At 65.1% G+C, this 22,342-nt stretch carries 19 protein-coding genes and 1 pseudogene; 7 read left to right on the forward strand and 13 right to left on the reverse strand.

The window, feature by feature from the left end; genetic code table 11:
- Positions 1-46 precede the first annotated feature (46 nt).
- Together AC1DE0_RS16005 and AC1DE0_RS16010 are read left to right on the forward strand one after the other, a co-directional pair.
- Entirely contained in the window at positions 47-940 is an 894-nt protein-coding gene (locus AC1DE0_RS16005; protein WP_478102313.1) for a hypothetical protein, read from the forward strand.
- Between the two features lie 67 nt (positions 941-1,007).
- On the forward strand, positions 1,008-1,274 hold the full coding sequence (locus AC1DE0_RS16010) for a hypothetical protein (protein WP_478102317.1): 267 nt from the start codon (positions 1,008-1,010) through the stop codon (positions 1,272-1,274).
- A gap of 332 nt (positions 1,275-1,606) precedes the next feature.
- On the opposite strand, the gene AC1DE0_RS16015 is transcribed toward AC1DE0_RS16010, so the two are convergent.
- Positions 1,607-2,269: an EcsC family protein gene (locus AC1DE0_RS16015; RefSeq protein ID WP_478102321.1), complete on the reverse strand. Its 663-nt coding sequence runs from the start codon at positions 2,267-2,269 to the stop codon at positions 1,607-1,609.
- 270 nt (positions 2,270-2,539) lie between these two features.
- On the opposite strand from AC1DE0_RS16015, the gene AC1DE0_RS16020 reads away from it, so the two are divergent.
- The 4 genes from AC1DE0_RS16020 (at position 2,540) to AC1DE0_RS16035 (ending at position 7,203) form a co-directional block, all read left to right on the forward strand.
- Entirely contained in the window at positions 2,540-3,139 is a 600-nt protein-coding gene (locus AC1DE0_RS16020) for a recombinase family protein (RefSeq protein ID WP_478102324.1), read from the forward strand.
- A 610-nt stretch (positions 3,140-3,749) separates the two neighbouring features.
- Positions 3,750-5,543 (forward strand): tetratricopeptide repeat protein, encoded by a 1,794-nt coding sequence (locus tag AC1DE0_RS16025; RefSeq protein ID WP_478102326.1) that lies wholly within the window; start codon positions 3,750-3,752, stop codon positions 5,541-5,543.
- 455 nt (positions 5,544-5,998) lie between these two features.
- Positions 5,999-6,313 carry a transposase gene (locus AC1DE0_RS16030; RefSeq protein WP_478102329.1) on the forward strand — a complete coding sequence of 105 codons (315 nt, stop codon included), beginning with the start codon at positions 5,999-6,001 and terminating at the stop codon, positions 6,311-6,313.
- Positions 6,310-7,203, forward strand: a complete 894-nt coding sequence (locus AC1DE0_RS16035; RefSeq protein ID WP_478102331.1) for an IS3 family transposase — start codon at positions 6,310-6,312, stop codon at positions 7,201-7,203. The genes AC1DE0_RS16030 and AC1DE0_RS16035 overlap by 4 nt, the downstream gene beginning before the upstream one ends.
- 135 nt (positions 7,204-7,338) lie before the next feature.
- Here AC1DE0_RS16035 and AC1DE0_RS16040 read toward each other — a convergent pair whose 3' ends face one another.
- The 8 genes and pseudogenes from AC1DE0_RS16040 to AC1DE0_RS16075 form a co-directional block, all read right to left on the reverse strand.
- Positions 7,339-7,839, reverse strand: a complete 501-nt coding sequence (locus AC1DE0_RS16040) for a transposase (protein ID WP_478102333.1) — start codon at positions 7,837-7,839, stop codon at positions 7,339-7,341.
- 1,155 nt (positions 7,840-8,994) lie between these two features.
- Positions 8,995-9,954, reverse strand: coding sequence for an ATP-dependent DNA ligase (locus AC1DE0_RS16045; protein ID WP_478102335.1), 960 nt, complete (start codon positions 9,952-9,954; stop codon positions 8,995-8,997).
- 592 nt (positions 9,955-10,546) lie between these two features.
- Positions 10,547-11,161 carry a hypothetical protein gene (locus AC1DE0_RS16050; RefSeq protein WP_478102337.1) on the reverse strand — a complete coding sequence of 205 codons (615 nt, stop codon included), beginning with the start codon at positions 11,159-11,161 and terminating at the stop codon, positions 10,547-10,549.
- A 980-nt stretch (positions 11,162-12,141) separates the two neighbouring features.
- Positions 12,142-13,464 (reverse strand): AAA family ATPase, encoded by a 1,323-nt coding sequence (locus tag AC1DE0_RS16055; RefSeq protein ID WP_478102564.1) that lies wholly within the window; start codon positions 13,462-13,464, stop codon positions 12,142-12,144.
- A 138-nt stretch (positions 13,465-13,602) separates the two neighbouring features.
- Positions 13,603-14,208 (reverse strand): annotated as a pseudogene (locus tag AC1DE0_RS16060) (bifunctional DNA primase/polymerase); the annotation flags it as partial.
- Positions 14,180-15,172 (reverse strand): sigma-70 family RNA polymerase sigma factor, encoded by a 993-nt coding sequence (locus AC1DE0_RS16065; RefSeq protein WP_478102339.1) that lies wholly within the window; start codon positions 15,170-15,172, stop codon positions 14,180-14,182. The gene AC1DE0_RS16065 and the pseudogene AC1DE0_RS16060, both read right to left, overlap by 29 nt.
- Before the next feature lie 140 nt (positions 15,173-15,312).
- The gene (locus AC1DE0_RS16070; RefSeq protein ID WP_478102341.1) at positions 15,313-15,699 is read right to left on the reverse strand and encodes a hypothetical protein; all 387 of its coding nucleotides are present in this window, start codon (positions 15,697-15,699) and stop codon (positions 15,313-15,315) included.
- 116 nt (positions 15,700-15,815) lie between these two features.
- The gene (locus tag AC1DE0_RS16075) at positions 15,816-16,112 is read right to left on the reverse strand and encodes a helix-turn-helix domain-containing protein (RefSeq protein ID WP_478102343.1); all 297 of its coding nucleotides are present in this window, start codon (positions 16,110-16,112) and stop codon (positions 15,816-15,818) included.
- On the opposite strand from AC1DE0_RS16075, the gene AC1DE0_RS16080 reads away from it, so the two are divergent.
- Positions 16,111-16,701 carry a helix-turn-helix domain-containing protein gene (locus tag AC1DE0_RS16080; protein WP_478102345.1) on the forward strand — a complete coding sequence of 197 codons (591 nt, stop codon included), beginning with the start codon at positions 16,111-16,113 and terminating at the stop codon, positions 16,699-16,701. The genes AC1DE0_RS16075 and AC1DE0_RS16080 overlap by 2 nt on opposite strands.
- A 548-nt stretch (positions 16,702-17,249) precedes the next feature.
- Here the strand turns inward: AC1DE0_RS16080 and AC1DE0_RS16085 are convergent.
- From AC1DE0_RS16085 to AC1DE0_RS16100, 4 genes are all read right to left on the reverse strand, one after another.
- Positions 17,250-18,773, reverse strand: a complete 1,524-nt coding sequence (locus AC1DE0_RS16085) for an esterase/lipase family protein (protein WP_478102347.1) — start codon at positions 18,771-18,773, stop codon at positions 17,250-17,252.
- A 1,056-nt stretch (positions 18,774-19,829) separates the two neighbouring features.
- Positions 19,830-20,933, reverse strand: coding sequence for a 3-dehydroquinate synthase family protein (locus tag AC1DE0_RS16090; protein WP_478102349.1), 1,104 nt, complete (start codon positions 20,931-20,933; stop codon positions 19,830-19,832).
- 22 nt (positions 20,934-20,955) lie between these two features.
- A complete protein-coding gene (locus AC1DE0_RS16095; RefSeq protein ID WP_478102351.1) occupies positions 20,956-21,549 on the reverse strand; it encodes a phosphoribosyltransferase in 594 nt (197 codons plus the stop codon).
- Positions 21,546-22,283: an HAD family hydrolase gene (locus tag AC1DE0_RS16100; RefSeq protein ID WP_478102353.1), complete on the reverse strand. Its 738-nt coding sequence runs from the start codon at positions 22,281-22,283 to the stop codon at positions 21,546-21,548. Before AC1DE0_RS16100 ends, AC1DE0_RS16095 begins: the two co-directional genes overlap by 4 nt.
- Between the last annotated feature and the right edge of the window lie 59 nt (positions 22,284-22,342).

Consider the following 22,342-nt stretch of genomic DNA (forward strand, 5'->3'; position numbering starts at 1 on the left):
CTGGACGCGACCCCGCGGCCGGCTCATCACCAGAAGGAGATCCAGCATGTCCGCTGTACCCATGGATGGGGGGCTCTACGCCGTCCCCGCTCCACCCCAACGGGAACGGTTCTCGCTCCTGCTCCGCCTTCGACGCGCTGCTCGGCAAGCCTTCGACACCATGCTCGCGCTGCCCCGGAGCGCCGCCGGCTGGGTCCTTCGCCAAGCCCGCATGGTCCTGTCCGCCCTCGGCAGCAACCCGTTCCTCAACCGGCTCGGGACGCGACTGGCGGGCCTTGCCGACGTTATCCGTGCGGTCGGGCCGGTAACGGTCACCGCAGCCGTCCTCAGCATCCCGAGCGTGTGGAACACCACAGTCCGGGCCGCACAATGGTTCGGCTCAAAGATCGCCGCAGGCGCAAGCGCCCTGTGGCGACACACCCATTCCCTGCTCGCGAAGTGCGGCCCGACCGGTACCCGCATCGCCACGGGACTCGCCACGGCCGGCGGGGCGTGCCGCCGACTGTTCGTTACCGTCTGCGGCCACCCGGCCACACAAGCGCTCGTTCGCGGTGTGGCCTCCCTGGCGGTCCTTGTCCGACCGGTCACCCACAGCACCGTCGTCCACCGGCTCTTGGGCCGGCTCGTCGGCGCCTCGTGGCTCCGGTGGAGCCTCGAGCTGCTGATCCTTCCCTTCGTCATGGCACCCAACCTGGTGGCCGACCTAAGCGGCGGACTGCGAACCGCGGCAGCATCGCCCGCCCGTCCGTCGTCGCCGCCAGCGCGGGGTGCCTCTGCCTTCGTCGTTCCGCCGGAGACGTCCGGGAGCGAGGCCAGCGAGGATCACGAGCCGGTCGGGCCCGACGACTGGACCGCCGCGTTCCAGCCAAGCAACCGGGCCGAACGTCGCGCCCAGCAGCAGGCCCGGGCGCACGCCAAGCGAGACCGCGCGCAGCGGTGACCGACACTCACGGCAGGAGGCTCGTCGCCCTTCGGCGGGCCTCCTGCCCTGTCTCAGAGGAGAACCCATGCTCATCGTTCTGTCCGTAGCAGCGGCCGCGGCCCTCATCGTCGTCGCCTACAGCAAGGTCCGGGAACACGAACCCGCGACTGCTACTGCTGGGCTCCGCGCCGTCCGCGACCTCGCAGACGTCGTCCTCGTCTGCGTCAAGGCCGTCGAAGGTGTCGTCGACGTCCTGTCACGCACCGCACGCGTGAAGTCCTCCACCAGCCAAGGGTGGGTTGACGACTCCGAGTACGAGATGGAATATGACGCCGAAGACGAGCCGCTGTGAACGGACCCAGCTCCCGGGGTGGCGGTGTCCAATGGGATAGACCCCAACGAGACACCACGGCACCACACCCGGCACGTCGGGTTGGGGTCCCCAATGATGTTGCTGGACACATTCGAGGCGGTGGTCTAGAGATGCTTGGACGGCTCTTGGCCTACGTTCGAGTCTCCCCCCAGATCAACACCTCGAACCGCAGATCACCGCCGTCCGTGACGCGCTTGGGGGCGACCCTGCCCCATGGTTCACCGACCACGTGAATCCGGATGGCAACTTCGACGACGAGTCCTCGCTGTGTCGTCCTCCCCACGCCGCGAGGCTGGAAGAAAGCGCCATTGCTAAACCGTCTCGGGAGGATCCTCCGAGCCGTCCGCTGAGAGCTGAGGGAAGTTCTTGCGCGCGTACCGGCCCACCATCCTCATGCTGGCGACGTTGATGGCGGAGCCAGCGCCGGCACCGGCCAGCGGGACTAGCTTGCTCATGTTGACCACGCCCTTCTCGCCGGCCTTGGTGACGAGTCGAAACCCAACCTTCTTGTTGATCTCGATGAACACCTTTCCTGGCACTCGTTTGAGTGCCTCCATGGCGGCCTTTTCCCCCAGTTTGATACCGAACTCGGCAGCGATCTCGGTTCCTGCCGCACCGAGGAGCGTTAGGAGCACAACACTGCGCACTTCCTCCGAGTGGACGTCGTACCCCCGTAGGTGAGCGGTAGCCGCGGCCAGTCGTCCCTCGTAGATATAGAGGACCGCCAGATCGCTAGGAATGGCTAAAGGAAGCGTCCACAGGCCGCCGAGGCCAGCGACAAAACCAGTCGCTCCCACCTTCCGGCAATGAGTGGCGGTAAGCCTCTGGATCGCGCGCTCTACGGAACCGTGGTGGCTTAGGTGTTCACGAGCGACTTCGACGGACCCCTTGATGGGTCCGAGTCCGTCCACCCCCGCGCCGAGGACGCGCCGAACGATCTCCTGTCCTACCGAGGCGGCGTCGGGAAACTGCACGGCCTCTCCGTTCTGTGAAGTTCGGGGCCGGTTGAGTTCTCAGCCCGATATGCCGAAAGTGTGTGCGCTACCCATCATGTCCGGTTCGCCGGGCCAGAGGGGGCAAGCCCGGTCCCACAAATCAGCGAGGTACGTGGCGGCAGCCGTGCCAACCGCAGCGTCCAGCAAACGAGCGTTTCTGAACACGCAGGTTCCCCCGCCTCCAAGCGAGGCGGGGGCGTCTGTCCTTTTCCCATGTCCACAAACAACGTCTCAGAAGGAGGCGCACCCATGAGTAGTGACACACCCATCGCTGGCTACCTGGTCGGGTACGCGCGCGTGTCCAGCCTTGAACAGGACTCGGCACTGCAGCGCGATGCCCTCGAGGCCGCTGGGTGCCAACGCATCTTCACGGACAAGGCCTCCGGCAAGCTTGAGCACCGGCCGGCGCTGGACACCATGCTCGACCAACTGCGATCAGGAGACACGGTGGTGGTGTGGAGACTCGACCGTCTGGGCCGCAGCCTGCGCCATCTCATCGACACGGTGCAGACGCTCGAGAGCCGGGGCGTGGCGTTCCGCAGCCTCACCGAAAGCATCGACACCTCCACCCCGGGCGGGAAACTCGTCTTTCACGTCTTCGGCGCTCTCGCCGAGTTCGAGCGTGACCTGATCCGCGAACGAACCTTGGCCGGCCTAGCAGCGGCCCGCGCCCGTGGCCGCAATGGCGGCCGACCGACCGTCTGGACACCAGAGAAGCTGCAGGTTGCCCGGAGCATGTACGACAGCCGCGAGCATGACGTCGCCTCCATTGCTCGCGTGGTCGGTGTCAGCCGGGCGTCGGTGTATCGAGCACTGTCGCAGTCCAACGCAGATGAACCCAGCCCATGACCAGCCCTGGCCGGCTCCTCTCGTCCTAGGGACGAGCGGAGCCGGCCAAGCCGCCCTTTTCTGCGTTCAGGTCCTCGTAGGCGCTTCGAGCCGAGCGCGAGGGGCCATGAGCGATGAGCCTCCGGGAGGCGGGCCGAGAAACTGTCGCTCTCCCGGGCCAGCGCCGGGGGTGCGGTGCAGGCGCGAGTCTGGTCGGCCTGGGACGCGACGTGCCGCATGCCTCGGGGGCACGCATGGCGACCGCGACCCCGACCGACCCCTATAGGGGATCGGGTCGTGGTCGTGGTCGCGGTCTTCGTCAACGGTGTCTAGCGCCCGGACACGCCGAATGACCGCGCGTCGCTACAAAGCGGGACGGGGGCAGTCTTCCGCTCATGCCGATGTCAGGAGGGAACGAAAGAGCTCGGCGGCCGTTGATCTGTGCAGGTCGTCCGTCGCGATAGCGACCACACCCGGGCTGAACCGATGGCGCCAACCGGGTCCGCGCCGGCCCCGGCTCTCCCGGACAGCGACGGTGCCGGTCGGTGTCGGTGTCGCATGCTTTCATCAGCACATGCCGCGCGACACGAACCCAGGTCCCGGGGCGTCGCATGCCAAGTGGCGGTGCCCCATGTGTGCCGAGCCCAATGTGCGGACGAAAGAGCACGTCTGGCCGCAATGGCTGCGAGAGCACCCCTGCGTCAAGAGCGAGCTCGAGCACTGGCATGGCGAGCGCGCGGAGCGGCCGCAGCCCATCACCACGCTGGGCGAAGACGGCCGCTACCGAACCGAGCTCAGCTCCGTGGAAAGCGTGGCCCGCTTCTTGCCACAGGTGACGGTCCCGGTCTGCGACCCCTGCAACACCGGCTGGATGAGCCGTATGGAGACCGAGGTCAAGACGCTGCTCGGTCCTTGGGTGTACGACGCTCAGCCAGTCCGGCTACGGCCGGAACACCAGCGCACCATCGCGACGTGGGCGATCAAGACTTTCATGACGTACGCGTTCACCCTGCCGCCCCAGAGCAACCCCTTCACCGCGGATGAGTATACCGAGCTGGTTCGCACCCAGATCGCCCCGTCGCGAGCCCACATCTGGATGTACGCGTCGACTTCCGTGCGGTCGGCAGTCGGCATGGGAATCAACCCGTACACCCTGTCGGACGGGTCGTTCGACCCGGCGACCGAAGCCGACAACGCGGCCGTGGGCTTTCTTGCCGCAGGACACGCCATGTTCCTCATGGTCCTTCTTCCCGACACCGTGCCCGAGGCCATGGTGCAGTCATGCTCACCGCCCCCCGCGCCTCGTCCCGCGTTGATGCGGCGCATCACAAAGCCGAAGAAGGGATGGCTCTTCCCCGCCGGAAAGTGCGACGAGCAGCACATGGACGCCGTGATGGCATGGATGGACCTGCCGAAGCATGTGGGCTTGCCCTTTGAGGGCTTGACCCCGCAGGAGAAGGAGCAGGTCGGCAAGCGATTCTTCGAGGGGGCATCTCCGGATGAGCTTCGTAGGGACCATTCGAGCCGCGTCACACCGCCGGCACCGTTGCCGGCCCAGTTGACCGCATCCCAGCGAAACGCGCGCCGCGACGCAAAGCGGCTGCAACGGCGGGGCCAGAACCAGGACGCTGCCGACGGGCTGCTCGAGGCTGCCGATCTGTTTAGTGCCGCGAAGGACTGGCAGAGCGCCCTCGATCTCATCGAGGAGGCCCTCGCCATCAAAGGCACGTCTCTGAGCGCGAACGCGAACGTGGCGTCGGCGCGCGGCGTGTGCCTTACCTACTTGGGCCGCTGGCCCGAGGCGGCCGTAGAACATCAGCGGGCCATTGACCTGGGCCGCGACACCCCCGAGGGGCGTGGCGACCTCGCGTACGCCTGGGCGAACTGCGGCAAGTACGCGCGGGCGTTGGACCTGTTGGAGGCGCCACAGCCAGACCCGGAAGTGCCGGAACTTCCCCGGTCAGAGCTGACCCGCGAAGCCTTGGCGTACCTGGTATACGAGCTTGGCGTCACCGAGCAGGACCGGCAAAGGGCGGCAACGCTGCCCAGTGACCTCGACGCTCTCAGCGACCAAGAGATCCGCGGGCTGCAGGTCGCGGTGGACGCACTTGCGCCGGAACTGTGGGCTCGGCGAGACAACACCGAGAATACGATCGGTTTCTATGTTGCGCGCGCCTGGTGGGGCGGCCAGGGGCACGACTGGTTTGGGGCCGCAGCTGTGCTGCACCATCACGGGTTCACCGAGCAGGCGCGGCACCTGATTCGTTTTGGCTTCGAGCTGAGTAGCGACATGGTGGATGCGCACGAGCAGTTCCTGGCGGCGATGCGATCAGCGGGCGCTCCCGACGTCGAGGACCTTACGGCGGCGTGGTCCGATGAGGCCGAGCGCGTTCGCGGCCGGTTCAAGGTCGGGTCTCAGAGCTGACTACAACCGGGGACGCGACGCCGGACTCCGGGAGCCTCCGACGAACGCTCGGTCATGCCGCCGCTCGGACGCCTCGGGGAAGCCTTCGCACCATTCATGCTTGCAGGCCCCGACCATCGGTGAGCTCAGCTTTGGCAACGCCGAACCCGGTGCCAAGCTCGAGGATGCATCTGCGGGTAGAGCCATCCCCGGTGGCGACGATGCCTCGGAGGAGGGCGGCGCCCCGACCTTCGAACAACTGCGAGACCAATACGAAGTGCTCCGTGGCGGCATCCGAACGGACGTGCGCAGGTCGCTGGGCCGTCGGAACTGAGCGACCCCATGCCCGGCGCTCTCGCCCCGCTGCGGGGGGACGTAATAGTGCAGGTCGCCTCGAGCTGCGGTGAGGTTGACCCCGTTCGGCGGACATCCTGACTGGCTCGGCCTTGGTGGGTCGGGCGGGAGAGGATGCCTTCATGGGTGCCAAGAGGAAGAGCTACACCCCGCAGTACCGGCGTGATGCCGCTCATCTGGTGATCGACTCGGGCCGCACCATCACCGCTGTCGCCTCCGAGATCGGTGTCGGGGAACAGCTGCTGGGGCGCTGGGTGGCCCAGGTGCGGGCCCAGATGGACCAGCCGCCGCCGGCGGTCGACCTCAATGAGCGGGCCGAGCTGGAACGGTTGCGCGCGGAGAACGCGCAGCTGCGGATGGACCGGGAGTTCCTGAAAAAAGCAGCGGCCTTCTTCGTGGCGGAGAACGCGTCGAACCAGACGCCGCGTTCGCAGTGATCCACGCGGAGAGGGCCAGCGCTGCCGGCACACGGGCGACGGTCGCGGGCATGTGTGACCTGCTCGGGGTGTCCCGCTCGGGGTTCTACGACTGGGCCAGACGCCAAGCCGGCGGACCGGGGCCGCGTCAGCGGCGGCTGCTCGAGCTGGCCGGGAAGGTGCTGGCCGCCCACCAGGACTCGGATGGCGTGTACGGGGCGCCGCGGATCACGGCCGAGCTGCGTGAGGCCGGCGAGGTGGTGTCCTGCAAGACGGTCGCGAAGGTGATGCGGGTCAACGGGATCGAGGGCATCAGCCCTCGCACCTGGCGCCCGGTGACCACGATCGTGAACCCGCCCCCGCACGCGATCCCGGACCTGGTCGAGCGCCGGTTCGACCGCGGCGAGCTGAACCGGGTGTGGACTTCCGACATCACCTACCTGGCCACCGGGGAAGGGTGGCTGTACCTGTGCGCCGTGCGGGACGGCTGCTCCCGCCGGGTCCTCGGGTACGCGTTCAGCGACAGCCTGCACACCGACCTGGTCGAGGATGCCCTGCGGCGCGCGGTCACCTTCCGTGCGGGTGACACCACCGGCGTCATCTTCCACGCCGACCGCGGCTGCCAGTACACCTCCGACCAGCTGGACCGGGCCGCCCGAGACCTGCGGGTGCGCCTGTCCGTCGGGCGCACCGGGGTCTGCTGGGACAACGCCCAGCAGGAGTCGTTCTGGTCGAGCTTGAAGACCGAGTACTTCCACCGGCACGCCTTCACCACGAGGGCCGCCGCCATCCGCGGGGTCACCGAGTGGATCGAGACCGTGTACAACCGACGCCGGCGCCACAGCGCGCTGGGCAACATCAGCCCCGTAGCCTTCGAGCACGGGTCCACAACGGCGGCACAAGCCGCTTAACCGATGTCCGCCGAACGGGGTTAACCCCAGCGGCCGCTGTTTAGGGACGTATTTGACTGGTTGCCACGACCTCCTTTCCCCCCGCCACAATCGCTGAGTGGTGTTGGGAACGCACGCTCATGGCACCCCTTTAGGTCAAGACCTGGCGGGGATCGGGGTTCTACGGTGGGTGGTGACGGGTCCGGGAAGAGGCTTCTCCGAAGAGCCGGTGTGGGGTTGTGAACCGGTCGCGCTGGAGCCAGAGTCGTTGCGCCGGTACCCTCCCCGGCCCGTCACCTCACCCGCCTGACGGGGCAGCTCGCGTCGAGTCTGGTCGGCGAGCATCCGCGTGTACACGATGTTGGACATGCGTCGTTTGAGGGACCGCATCGCCATCAGCGAGGGCGTCCCGCCACCTTTGCGGGGGTCGTAGAACTCCCGGCCGGGGGTGGGGTTGGGCAGTTGCACGACGGCCATGATGTTCAGCGTCCGGTTGATCCGACCGTTGCCAGCCCGGGACAGCCGGTGGCGTTTCTGCGCCCCGGACGTGGCGTCCAGCGGCGCGGTCCCGTTCCACGAGGCGAAGCGGTCCTTGTCCCGGAAGCGGTGGATGTCACCGACGTCTGCCAGCAGCCGGGCGGCACCGGTCGGGCCCATCCCGTTCAGCTCCAGCAGGGTCGAGCCACGCTCCAGGACCAGGGCGGCGAGCTCCTTCTCGCCGGCCTTGATCTTGCGGTCGATGCCCTCGAGCTCCGTGATAGCTCGACGACGAACCGGCGTCTGGTCTTGCCGACGAGGTCCCGCGGCTTCACCGAGGCGGCGAGTACGCGGGCCTGCGGCGCGGACAGGAACGTCTTCGCACCGCCCGGAATCAGTTCCAGCAGAAGCCGATGCAGCCGGTTCAGCGTCTGGGTCCGGGGTCGGCCCAGCTCGTCACGGCGGTCGACCATCAGGCCCATTACGACCAGGTCGTCCTCGACCACCAGGGGCCGAAGCCCCGGGTTGGCTGGCGCGTACAGGGCCGCCAACGCCCCTGAGTGCGCGTCGACGGGTGCGGAGGAGCGTCGCCGACCACTGTGCAGGCGCCATCGTCGTCGTTTGGCGGCGCCCCTCTGTTTCGCAGATGTTCGCGGAGCAGCGTGCACGAGAAGACGATCACATGCCGCCGTTCAGTGCCTGACGGTCGGAGGCAGAGTCGGTCAAGCAGAGGCCCCCGCCCACCGGGGAGGTGAGCGGGGGCTTGCTCCGGCCGTGTGCTGGCGCGGGGCGCCTGGCCCGGGGGTGTTGCGATGTGGCTGCAGGGGCGACGCTACGTCACCGCAGTGACCGCTCTTCTAGTGGGCGCTGCTCGCCCAAGGAGCGGGTGCGGCCCCACGTAGCCGATACTGTCGGGCGAAGCCACGGGCTTGCTTCGGCGTAGCTCGAGCCCTGCGGGAGGGCCAGATCGGAGCACTAGACCCTAGATGAGGTGTCGTCGCACTCGAGTAGTCCCTCGATCATGGACGCCTCGTCCTGGGTGAGCGTGGTCGGGAACGGCTCGCGCTTGTCGAGCAGTCGACCAAGGCTTGGCGGTCGGACACGGACGCATGTGACATCTCGTACTCCCTTTTCGTGGGCAACTTGGACTGGATCCCTGAGCAGTGACCGAGCACCGAGGGCCACACGGCTGGGAAGCTGACCAAACCACGAAGGACGAGCATGCGGTGCTCCGTTCATGGTGACTGCTCTCGGACCTGACGACGAGCACTTCCTTAAGACGACCTCGCCGGCCGCAGGCATCCAGCGTGAGCGGCGCTTGCAGGCCAGTGGCACTTATTGGAGAACCGCCTCGGCAGGGTCCAGGTCGGGCCGGGCGCGGTGCAGCCGGGCAGCATGGCGTAGCACCCCGGCGGCCGCCGACGCATCGGCCTCGACCTCGACGACGAACGGCGCCACGACCGTCACGAGGGTGGGCGCTGCTGACCCCCAGGCGAAGGTGCGCTCGAACGTCTCACCCGTAGGGTGCAGCAAGGGCGACAGCGATCTGCTGACGGCCTTCGGCAGGGATGTCGTCGAGCCGGCCGTGACCGGGTGGCCCTCCTCGTCGACGTCACTCCGGAACGCGAGCACCAGGGCGGTGGGCGTGGCCCGGTCACCCGTAAACCCGATCGCGAGCATGTCCAGCGTCCGCTTGGCCTTGACCTTCCACCACACCCGTTGACCGGGCTCGGTCGGGTAGGTGCCGCTGGCATCCTTGATGATCAGACCCTCGATGCCGCCAGCCGTGAGGGTCTGGAACCACTCCCTGGCTAGGGCCACATCAGCGGTCTGCTGGCACAGCACGATGGGCGACGCCATCCCGGCAAATGCCTTCTCGAGCACGGCCCGGCGCTCCCGCAGCGGTTGCCCCCGTAGGTCCTCGGATCCGGCCGCGAGCACGTCGAAGACGACGAGCTGGGCGGGGCGTCGGGCGGCGACTGCGCGGATCCGCCGGCCGGCGGTCATCCGTGCCTGCAGGCCCTCGAAGTCGAGCCGGCCGGCAGCCGCGTCCCACGCGATGACCTCACCGTCGAGCACCAGGTCGTCCGGCAGCCGCGAACTCAAGGCGGGCGTGAGGTCGGGGAACAAGGGCGTCAGGTTGGTGCCGTTGCGGGAGAAGATCCGTCCGCCGCCGACGAGCGCGCGGTACCCGTCCCACTTCGGTTCCCACACCGGGTCCTTGACCCCAAAGAGGGTGAGGTCATCGACGGGCCGCGCGAGGGCAACCGGTGCGTGAAGGGACACGACAGCCATGTAGATCACCTTGCACTACTTCGGTGGCAGGGCAGGAGGATGCGAGTCGCGCCCAGCCCGGACGCCTCCTGGGCGTCCATCGGCGACATGGGGTCCGCGCGTTGGAGCAGGTGAGCGCCATGCGGGCGGTACGGACGACATCGGACGCCTTTCGACCAACTTGGGGCTGGTTCCTGCCATGGCGCGACCGACGGTTTGAGCTTCCCGGCGACACAGGAGGACGGGCCCGTTCTGGATGTGGTCCTCCTCCCCCACTGCCTCGTTGGCGCCCTTCAGGATCGCGAGGATGTACTGAGAGAGCTGCGTGGCTGACGCCGCAGCGGGCCAGACTTCGATAGATGCGCCGCACGCAGCTCCGAGCTGGGAGCAGGACACGCCCTTGTCCTGCAAGGTGGCGGCCGAGACGTACCCGCTCGGACGACCGATCTTGTTGTTTTGGGTCGTTGTCCTTGGTGATGGTGACGACCTTGCTCACGGACGGCACCGCCGCCTTCAGCACGGCGCGTCGTAACCGATCTTGCGTTCCGCGCTCGATTCCTTCACCGGAACCGGAGGAGCGAACGTTCCACGCGATCGGCCGAAGTGGAAGTCGTTACGGGTGCTGGATTCTCCAACTCAGCCATTCCGCACGACTATTTACTTGATCGATGGGGATGTTCTTCACAATGAATTCTCGAAGCTCTTCCTGCGTTGCAGCGAGTGTTTCAAATGACCGTTCAACCTCCGTCACGAGATCACGCAAACCTTCAGGGCCATCTCTGTCATACCTGTCCTGCGCGGTCCTGACCAAGTCCTTGACTAGTACGCGTCGATCAGAAAAGGCCCTTTCGAAAGCATCCGCGAACTCTGGGGCGTAGACCTGAAAGAGACCGACCACTGCCGGCACGCCTATGTCCCTCTTCCCTGCCTTCGTCATCGCTTCAAGGCTGGCGAGTTGGTTGCGGGAAACCATCCGGACGCGTTTGCCTCCAGAAGCAAACAGCCTCCGGCGTTTAGCGTCATTGTCAGCGTCGAGAAGTTCGGTGACCCAGGCGGCAAAGCTCGCGTTGGTCGCTTCTGCCCTGTACTTCCAATCCGCAAGCCCGTGGAAGAGAGCCAGTAGGCCCCGCACCGCGGTGCCGTCGCCCTTCACCTTCTCCCGGCGGGCGGACAGAACCTCGAGAAGCAGGCTCACCCCGCTCACGACAAGCCCAAAGATCTCGACCATGAAGCCATCATGACTGCTCCGGCGGCTGAAGTTGGAGCGCTATTGGCCAAGCTCTTCGCGTGCCTCGGCCGAGAGATCCTCGATTCGGGGGACTCGCCTCATGCTGGCGCCTCGAGCCGCACATAGCACCCGCCCATGTTCGACCTGCGAACCGGCCTCCAGGGCAGGAGTTTCCGTTCCGCCGCCCCTACCTGCAGTTCTGCTCAACAAGATGTGTTGACTGCGGAGGGATCTCCCGGCCACCTTCTAATCTCGCGGCTGGTACCAACCTCCGGGAGGCCTGCGGGTGGCGCATCGACGGCTGCTGCGACGCGTTATCGGGCGTCACGGTTCTGACGGGCCCGGGCGGCCATGTCTCAATCGGTCCTCGTCGCTCCACTCCGGCACGTCGTCAGCCGGCAGCGTGGCGGTCAGAATCGGGTGGGCGCCGCTTCCTTGACGAGCGTGTGCAGAATGAGCTGGCACCGACGCCCATGCGGTCGTGGAGGCGGGGCAGGCCTCTGGATGACTTCGACGACGACACGGTGCTGTCGACGTAGTCATCGACATTGGCAGTGGCGGCACCCGTTCCTCCTGTTCATCGTGCGTTGGGCGTGGCAGCGGCGGTGTCGGGGCCGCCGGCGTCGGGCGGTCAGGTCCGCGCCGACCGGGGCGAGTCGGAGCGGACGTCGTCCGGTAGTCCCCGTGCTGGAGGAGGTGGAAACCCGCGTGGGTGACAGCGGCCGTCCAGACGCCGCCAGATCGGCGCACCTGCAGCAGGCCGCATGACCTCAAGGCTGCGGCCGAGATCTTGTCGCTTCCGATGGTGGATGCCCTGCGAGCCGGCTGCGACCCGCGCCAGCACGGACTTCTGAGCCTCGTTCAAGGGTCGATTCATGGCCAAGACGCTAAGTGCACGTATGGACACTGGCGCCGACCTCGACCACGACCGACCCCTAAAGGGGCTCGGGTCGTGGTCGACGTCGAACCTCCCGCGTCGCTCAGGCCGGGTGGTACATCTTCGAACTACGTGGACCTGCTTCCACCCGCAACTGGCCTTGTGCCTCGAGATGGTTAAGCCGCGCGGTCGACGTCGGGCGGTTGCCGCCGAGACGCTTAAGGAGTTTGGTCTGTGTCAGCCCCGGATGGGTCGAGACCGTATCCAAGATGGACTGGTCGACGTCGCGGTCGCCGTCGCCGCTGCTGGTTGAGTGCTCGTCGTGCCCGGGTGGCTCGAAGTCAACGGCCAAAGTCCTTTCCAGGCCTGCCTCGGCATGAGGAGTGATCCGGGCTCGGGCAATCATTGGCAACCGGCCGGTCCCCGAGAGCGCATGCCGGACAATACCTCCCGGGCGGTCCTTCGCCATCCGCACCAAGAACTCGCCATGGCGGCCTCCGACGAGCCGCTGGGTTGTCTGGACCGAGTAGGCGGCACCGGTGATGGCCGAGAGCTTCGCCTGCGCCCCCACCGGAAACCGGCCGCGGCCCTCGCGCGACTTCGTAACGTGATCGATGAGGGCGACCGCTGCCCCGGTCCGCGCGGCCAACTCTCTGGGGACCGTACGCATCCACCTGGCCACATTGTCGTTGTCGGTCGACTTGAACCCGAACAGGTCTAAGCTCTCGGTCACTCCGTCGATGACTGCCAGGTCGAACGACCGAGCCAGCAGCTGTTGCCACATCTTGCTGTCCTTGTCGCTGGACAGATCGGCCTCCGGCCGGACGTAGGTGAACCGCTTCTGGATACGTTTCGGCCTGGCCCGCAACGCCATGAGTCGACGCAGGATGGACTGCTCGTCCGACTCGAAGTCGATGTAGAGCACATCCAGTCCCCCCTCGAGCGCGTCCACACATGCCCACTGCAGTAGAAGTGACTTGCCGGACTCCGGTTCGCCGAAGAACGTGTGCACCATCCCGGGGTACAGCAGCCCCACTCCGTCCGTCCGCCTCATGAGCGAGGCCTCAAGCGGTTCGAAGGCGCCTTCGACGAGACTTGAAAGCTCCTTCGGCGCCCAAGTGGAACCCTGGTGCACCGGCGCCCTCAGAGCGTGGCGTCTGGGTGCCCGCGCCGCTGTGGCACTTGCACCTGGGGCATCTCGCTCAGCGGCCACATGTTTGTCGGGGATCGGTCTCCGTTGCTCGCCTGCGGCCAGAAGCGCCCTCTCGAGATCCTGTGGCAGGGCTTCCAGTCTTCCCGCGGGGCGCCACCGGTAGACCTCGTCATCACCGAACCCATCGGTCGACGGCAGCGTGACGATCTCCCCAGCACACAACACCGTGGCCTCGCCCTCGAATGGACCATAGTCACCGCTCTGCAGGGACAAGTCCCCTTCTAGCGCAAGGACATGCGTACTCTGGTCGCACCCTGCAGCCCGGAGACTGGACGCTCTGGCCATGATCATGAGGAACTCCACCGATGGGGGTTCCGGGGCGTCATCGAGGGGCCTGAACGCCACTGCACGCGAGCGGGCGAGGTCGAGAGCCAGACTAGCGTCAGGCCACTTTGCCCACCACTTCCGCACTTTGCTTGGCTTCCGCGTCGACCGCTTCGCCCAGTCCGGTCCGAGCAGCGATGCCGGGTCACTCGACCCAGCAGCGACGGGCAGCACATACCACCCTGCCTCGATGTACAGATCAGCATTCTCCAGTACCGAGTGACTCAGCCTCCGAGGAAGTGACAAACGGCGCCGCTGAGTGGCTTGGCCGGGGCTGCCGTCGGATGACCCTGAGTCGTTGGGACCGTCGCTTTTGCGTGGCCGTCTTGGCGTCACGGTTGGTCTTCTCTCCAACAGGTGTGGCGGCGCGGCACGAAGCGGTCGGCCAGCTCGACCGGCACCGTGTAGAAGCCGCCGCTGGCCCAGTGCCGAGACATGGCCCGAACGCGCCCCGCCTGCAACGCGGCACAGTCCAGACTGCGATGGCTCACCTGACCTCGTCCCGCCACGACGACGTCCCCTGACCGGGCCTCCTCCCCGAGGTAGATACGGAATCCTCCGTTCCACGACCAGCGAGTGTGAGACGGCGGAGCTCCTCCGCGTGTCATGAGCGCTCCCCTGTTTCAGCCACACCTGACGCTTCGGGGTGCGGGGGGTGCTGGCGGGACCATGGGGATGATGGGTGACGTTGCAGATGCGAGAGGCGGGGTCGGAGGCGGTCCAACACTGTCTTGTCGATCTGACGGATGCGTTCTCCGGTGACTCCCAATCTCCGTCCGACGTCGTGCCGGCTCAGCGGACGGTCGTCGTCGAAGCCGTATCGGAGCCGAGTGACCTCTGTCTGCCGGGGTGTGAGCACTGACATGGCGGCACGAACGTCCGGGCGGCCGGAGACCACTTCGCTCGGAACAGGATCGATGTTGCGTTCGATAATCAGTTCGTGGAGCGGCGCGAAAGTCTCCCCGTGCTCCCCCTCGTCGTTGGAGGGCTCACGCAGCGTCCCGTTAAATGGCCACAACACGTCAAGAGACGCAACAACGGTGGGCAGGCTGAACAATGCGTCCAACTCCCGGCGCGAGCGCCCCACGCGTTCAGCGAGCTCCTGACGTGACGCGGTTCGGCCCAGCTCCTGCTGAAGCGACTGTTCGGTTCGACGGATCGCCGTCAGGGCTTCATCGACATGGTGCGGGAACTGAATCAGACGCTTCTGTCGACCACCTCGCTGCAGGGACAAGCGGATCCAGTTCGTCGCGTACGTCGAGAACCTGTAGCCCTTCGTGTAGTCGAACTTCTCGACCGCATGGATGAGGCCGAGATTGCCTTCCTGAACGAGGTCGACGAGGTCCATGCCCGCGCGGGGGTACCGCTTGGCCAAGTGCACGACTAGCCGAAGGTTCGCCTCGATGATGCGCGCATTGGCAGCCTGGCCCTCCTCGGCGATCCGCGAGAGGTCCCGACTGAGGTCCGGGTCGATATCGCAGCCGACACTCAGCTTCTTCTCCGCGAACAGCCCAGCCTCGATGCACTTCGCCAGGTCGACTTCCTGCTCGGCATCGAGCAGGTCAACCTGGCCGATCTGCAACATGTAGAGGTCCAAGGCAGACTGGGTCCGCTCGCCCACCGTTCCGCCTGTGGTCACACCGTGGCGTCGTACTGACCTTGGGGTAAGCGCGAGGTTGGCGGCCGAGTCACCCTGCAGCGCGACTGATTTGGGTCCGGGGTAGGCCCGCATCTCCCTCATCCTCGACCACCGTCGCCCACGCGGCCCAGCCGCGAAGGTTCCGAGGGTTGCTCGGCCGGCGCGCCGCCGAACAGCGCCTGCAGCCGATCGATCCGATCTGGCGACAACGTCGGCGCAGCGGCGACAACGCGCCGGATGTACGCGTCTAGCTTGGTCTCAGCCGGATCCTGGCGTGCGGCGACAGCCTTCGGCTCGGTCGGCGGGTCGAGAGCTCGTCGACGGGCCCGAAACTCTTCTTGCGTTCCGGCGTCGAGTTCCACCTCCGACACTGGCCTGTCCACCAACTGACGGTCGAACTGGTCTTCAGCCATCCGGGGATAGCGCTTCAGGCTGACTCCCCGGGCAATCGCGGAGGGGGGCTCTGGGTCAAGCACTTCGTCCATGAACTCGCTGACTCGTCGTTCGACGACCCTCTTTGCCTGTCGCCCGCCCACGTCGTTGGCCGCCGTGGTCGGCGGAACCCTTGTGGTGCGCGTTCTGGGGTTTCGGTCCTTCCGGCTCATCCGTGTCCCCCGGAAGAACCAAGCAGCGTCAGTACCCACTCCTGCACTCCGTCACGGGGATAGAGCACGTGGCGTCCTGCCTTGAAACTCGGAGGCCCATATCCAATGTGGCGCCAGTAGCGAAGGGTCTGCCGGTTTGTTCTGAGCAACGCGGCCGCCTCCGCCCCCGTCAGGTAGGGGTTGTGGGCCGCGTCCTCCGGCCCTCCTGGGGGCGGCGGGTTGGTCATGGTTGAACACTGACCACTGATGGTCCATAGTGGCAAGAAACACGAACCCGGATTGGAACGGACCATGCCAAAGACAGGACCTCGCTCTTCACGCTCAGAGGAGTCCACCGTCAGACGACGCTTGGAGTGGGAGCTGCGCCATCGGAATCTCTCCTACGGAGCGTTGGCTGCCCGACTGACCGCGTCTGGTCATCCGACCCATCCCTCGGCGATCAACAAGCTGCTTCACGGCCGGCCCCGCCGCCGAATCACCGTGAACGAATTGGCCGCCTTGGCCGACGTGCTCGAGATCTCGCTCACGGACCTGCTCACCTCGCAAGACGTCGTGCTGTCGGAACAGGCAAACAAGTTGCTTCAGGAGTTGGAATCCGGATCGGAGGACCTCGGGGGAGCCCTTTCGAGGTACGAGGGAGTACTCAGTCGGATAGGCGCCTACGTTGAAGATGGTGACCTCATGGACGAGGGGGCACAGGAGACGTTGGCCAATCTCAGGAACGCCGTCGTTCAGGTGGCCGCGCTGTATGAGGCGGCCGTGGACAGGATCTATGGGCTCGACGACTTTGAGGCGGGGCACTCGAACCCTTCGGCACTGAGACCGCGGAAGGCCGCTGTTCCGCGGAGCCGACGACACAGCAGACCTGAATCCACCGATTGACAGCGCCAGCATGGGCTGCGCCCCTACGCAAGGCCGCCGCCGCAGCGCGAGCGGCAGTGAGCTCTATCAGCTGCCCGCGGGCGGGCCCCTACGTTGCCTCCACATCGCCCGCCATCGCATGGTCCCACCAGCGCAGCGTGCAGCACGTCCGGCCTGGCCAACTCCAGCTGCCGGTGATCCACAACCGCGTCCTCGCGGCCTTGGAGGAGGGTGCCGCGTTTGAGCCCGATGCCCTCACTCGCGCCGCGGCATGACCGGGCGATACCCGTATTTCCTCTGTGAGTTGTGGTACACCGTGTGGGGTGTGGCATAGAACGACGTCATCACTCGCGAAGACGTCGAGGCTGTACTGCCGCTCAAGAAGGCAAGCTCGACCCCTCCTTCTTCAGAGTGCACCTAGACCGCGCGACCGAGATGCAGCGGGTCTACCTGCCCGCCATGGCAGGCCTGCTGCTGGCCGGGGCCTCCGAACTGCGGGTGTTAGCGGGCAAACTCGGAGCCGGAGGACACCACGCAGGTGCCTGAGATCAAGGGTTCCCGCCGACTCGCTACGGATTCGTCCATCTGCCGCCTTTTAGGGCGTAAGTGACGGTCACCTTGGCGTACGGATCGCCGCCCACTTGCTCCGGCGTGTACTGCTCGTTGTAAATGATGTACTCGGTCGTGACAATCGTGTTGCCTCGCAGCCTCACATCGGAAATGCCTCGCTGCGCAGGTCCGTACTGGTCCCCGGGCAGGGAAGCGCCGCCGAAGATCATGGGCGCAATGCGTTTCAGAGCGCCGCCCCGTTGAGTCTCGAACACTCCGACGAAGGTGAGCGCCGATGATCGTCCGGCGCAGCACGACTCGGGTGCGCTGCCCGAGCAGACCATGCGCAGCACCACGTCCGCTGCACCGTCGCCGTTGAAGTCGGCTCGCCCAACGACAGAGCTTTCGATGACACTCGAGCCTGCGAATGAACCATCTTGATTACGTTCGATCCCGGTCCCCTTCACCAACCGGATCGGCCGCTTGTTGTACCAGCCAAAGTCTCCTTGGGTGCCGCAGGCGCCCGGAGGTATTGAGGAGTCAAGCAATTGAGCGGTCGTCAGGGTGGGGTTGATGTCGTCGTCGACGAGGCCTACGACCTCGTTCGTGAGCTCGATGCTGCGCATGAGACTTGTGTGGAAGCAGGCACCCGTGAAAGACGCGAGTGGTTGTTGCGCTACGTCGTTCTTGGCGGTCAAACGGACCCACATGCCAACTGTGTCTCCTACCCCGCGCACCGCGCTCAGCTGGTACTTGCAGGTCACCATCTTTGAGGTTTGGGAGCCGAACACGGCTGAGTCCCGCGTAACTATTACGTCGCCTACAGGCACGGGAGTCGTCGACAGGCCGAACCAGCCGATGGGCGCCATGAACGTGACGTCGCCAGCCAAGGCATGGACCGGGATTCCTTGCGGCACTGCTTTGAGGGCGCCGAGTTGTGCGGACCCTGCCCGAAGTGCCCCACCGGCCGAACCGTAGAAGGCCGCCGCGAACGTCGGCAGCGTCGCGCAGAAGCCCCCAGCCTCCATCGAGTTGGTGGTCACTTGGCCGCAGGCCGACAGCAGGAGACGCAAGATGGCTGTCGGTTTCGACAGCGCCGACGAGGTATCGATCCCAGCAGCTGCGAGCCCGGCTGCCAGAGAGCCGGTGTTCGGAGTGCCAAGTGTGATGATCCTGCTGATGGACCTGCTCCGGTCTGGCATCGCTGCGGCATATCGTGCGGCGAGACCTCCCATGGAGTGTCCGACAAGTATGACTTTCTGACCCGAGGCCGCCGCGAGACAGTCGATCACCTTGCCCAGAGCTGGACCGATGTGCGGGTCTGTGACCCACCGGCCGGAGTAGGAGTGATAGTCGAAGGTAAAGACCGCGGCTCCGGGAATGTCTTGCAGTTGGCCGATGAGGGACCGGGGAACGGTGGCCATCCCCAGCCGGTTCGCCGTCAAGTCGATGAGGTGTGAGAAGGCTCCTTCGGTGCCATTGGTGCCGTCAGCGTTAGGGTGGGTGGATCTGCTCGTCCACCCATGCACCAGGATGACCGGCACCCACAGTCCTCGAGCCGGTTTCCGAAGTACTGGACCGCCGTTGGGTGCGCGTTCCGTCGAGGCAACTGGTGCCCACTCCACGCGATCCTTCTCAAGACCGAGGCGAGCGCTAGAGCAATCCCACAAGGCGGGCCCGGACGCAGCCGCACTTGGGCCCGTGGGTGCTACAACAGCCAGAGCCGCGATCATGACGGCCACCATGGCGCCCCCACTTAGCTTGATCGCCTTCATGGAGTGTTTCCAGCGGCCGAGGGCTCTGCGACCGGCACCGTTGCCATGACCCGCCATAATCCCGACTCCTTTACCATGATGGCGAGATAACTCCTGGGTCCACGTCCCGGTGGTGTCACGGTCACCTGAATAACCCCCCCGGATCCGGTCCCGTCCGGCGCCCAGGACTGCGGATGGGCCACAACGCGGGTCGCCCCTGGAAAGACTTGGCGTGCCTGCTTCGCAGTGATGCCGGCGCCCGAGGCGATAAGCGTTTCGGGGCTGGTTGCTAGGGCAGAAAGCGCGTTCGCCACATCGTTGGACTCCGTTGCAGGAGTCGGTGGTGTCGTGGTCACCACTTCCGACCGAGTTGCTGGTGCCGGGGCCGGGGCGTCCCCACCCGTGCATGCCGTCAGAACCCCACATACGAGGATTACATGGGCCGCCGCTTGCGGTCTAAGCATGTTCAGTGACGTCTCCTAGCGCTCGTCGTGGAACATCGGGCGGTCGAGAGTGGATGCAGGAGTATTGGGGCCGCCTCCCGGAGGCTCGGACTTCACATCCATCTCGCCGGCTGGGGCGCCGCGTGCTGTACGAATCTGGACGCCAGATGCCCGTACAGTCGAGGTCCAGTGGTGCGCCAACTCCGTTGACGCGCAGGCTCTTTCATGGCTATCCCCGTGCGATCCGACGCGTTCTGTGGCGACATAAGCTCAACACCGGGTACCGCGCCCGTCGTGATTTCTGCTGGGCCGACTGTCACGGTTTTGCGTGCAGCCGCGATGGCCACTAGCCAAGAAGGATTCACCCCTGCCGCTCCCAACTACCGCCTCCAGATACCCGCAACTACGGGCCCGGGAGCCGCTCAATGTCTACCCCGATCTCGAGTGGCACAGCAGTTACCCCTTCGTCGCAGGGGACAAAAATAAGCCTTGCACCGTCTCGATGGCGTTGAATGTCATCCGCGGCGCGTCTTAGCAGCGACAGGTCGATGACCGGCGATCTCGCCAGTAGCCCGAGTCTCGTCATCAACGCCAATATTTCGTCGTGCCGAGACGCCCCCAGCACGCCGACACGGCGGGCGTAACGTACGCACCAAGCGATCTCGATGGCCACCGCCTCGCCATGCGTAAGGCGGGGCCTGACAACCTGTTCAAGATACCGGCTAAGGGTATGTCCGAGGTCTGTAGGGCTGGGTCCCAGCAATTCGAACGGGTCCTGCTCCAGATGACTCACCATTGCTCGGGCGGACCGCGCGAGCAAGTGGATGCCCCCGGGATCCTGGAACTTCTTGGCGAGGATGGCTGGCCCGCGCTCCACCAAGGCGCCATAAACTTTTGAGTCCAGGGCAAGCCCAATCTTGAGAATCTCGGCCATTCCCGCGACAAGGTGCCGACGCGGTACCGAGGCGAGCCAGTCCACGTCAGAGTAAACCGATACGGGAGGACTAAAGGCGCCGACCAAATTCTTCCTTCCGTCGAGGTTGATGGCTGACTTGAGACCCACGCCAGCATCCACCATTGCTAAGGGCGTTGTGGGAATGCGCGCGAAGGAGATACCTCTCCTGTACATAGAGGCCGCCAATGACGCCACATCTGAGACCGCTCCCCCGCCCACAATGACAAGACACTCGGATCGACGGCCAACCTTTCGAGAATCCAACCAGCGGAGGATTCGAGACAACGTCCCCAACGACTTTGCTCGTTCTCCACCCCCTAGAACCAATAGATCCCTATCGTCCTCGAGAAGACCCCGCAATGACTGCATCTTCTTGGGATGGCTCACAGCCGCTTGACGGTCAACAATGATCCGCAAACGGCGATTACCAAAGAGATCGGTCCTGGACGGGGAGTCCCGGCCAAGGAAGAGCCCGCGCCCCGTGGTAACCGGAAAGGAGATCCGGTTTGCACCGAAGTGGACGGTTTGCGGCAGGGAGATCATGGTGCTCATCCGTTGTGAACCAACTGGTGAGCTAGTCGGAGCCGCGCCGCGCACGTGACTCCCTAGCGCTCCAGAAGCCGCGCATGCTCTCAAGGATGACCCAAGGCATCACTTTGACTCCGCCGGCCACGTAATGAATCGGCTCAACGTCCACTGGCGACCTCCCAGCTCCACTTCGATGCTGATACAGAACATGCGTATCTATGTCCGCGCGCGGGATTCCCAGGGCAACCAGATGATCCACGCATGCCTCAAGACTTTTTCCCGTATACGACTGATCATCAACCACCAATATGCGCTTACCCGCGAGGTCCCACCCGGTCGCATCGAATTTGTCTTGAACACGCTTTCCGTCAACATATGATGGCAGAGCAGCCAAGAACCGGAGTTCGTTAACGCGCAAATTCAGGGCCATTATCGATGCGGGCACGATGCCGGAGTTCACTCCAATAATCACATCAGGCTTAACATCCTTGGCAGCCAACTTTGTGACACTACGGCGCACCGTCGTGCCAAATGCCCTCCAGGTGACGCGTCGACGCCAGCGCTCTATTCGGTCCTGACCTGGCTCGCTCAGAATGTAGGACACGACAACGCCTGCAAGAAAGAACATGATCTCGCTCACTCGAACCGCTTTCCTTGCCGTAAGAGGATACCTTTCAAGTCATTAAGGTTCACAACCGTATGCAACGCACCGCTCGCCCTTAACTCATTAGAACCGAAGTCGCCAGTCTCAACTCCGATAGGAGTCAGACCTGCTCGCGTCCCGGCAGTCATGTCATCGACTGAGTCACCGACCACGAAACCCCAACTTGAGGCGTCTACATGGAGCGCTTTCAGAGCAGCCACTATGGGACACGGTGATGGCTTCATGCGTTCGGTTTCGATGGGAACAGATCGGCCGATGATGACGTCAACATTGCTCAGAAGACCATGCATTTCCAACGCCTTCGAGGCCGGGATCGGATGGTTCGACGTCACAACCCCAGTCGGCACGGACAAGGCTGTCAAAGCAGAAAGAATTTCCCTGGCTCCAGCTTTCAGCTCCGAGCGTCCGACTGCGTTTATTTCTGCTTCGAGGAAAACTTGGTCCAAGTCAGACAAGGTGCTAGAAAGCGGCGATGCCTGCCACGCAGATGCGAGTTTCATCCAAAGCGTGTATCCATCTTGGATGGGGAAAAAGGGTTGGAGATCCTCTTGGCCGACACCTCGTTCTTCAAGTATGCGCAGGACCGTGTGCCGCATCGCTAGCGGAGTTTGCCTATCGGGAAACAAGTCCACCAAGGTGCGATCAAGATCAAACAGCACCACTCGAGGCCGCTGAGCACTCAAAGACGCGACTGACGCTAGGTCGCTCATAGTGCTAAACCCAATCGAATTCGGCCCGAAGCTGCTGCAAGATCTCGCCGTTGCTGGGG

This window comes from Terrabacter sp. 05T424 (genome assembly GCF_056396225.1).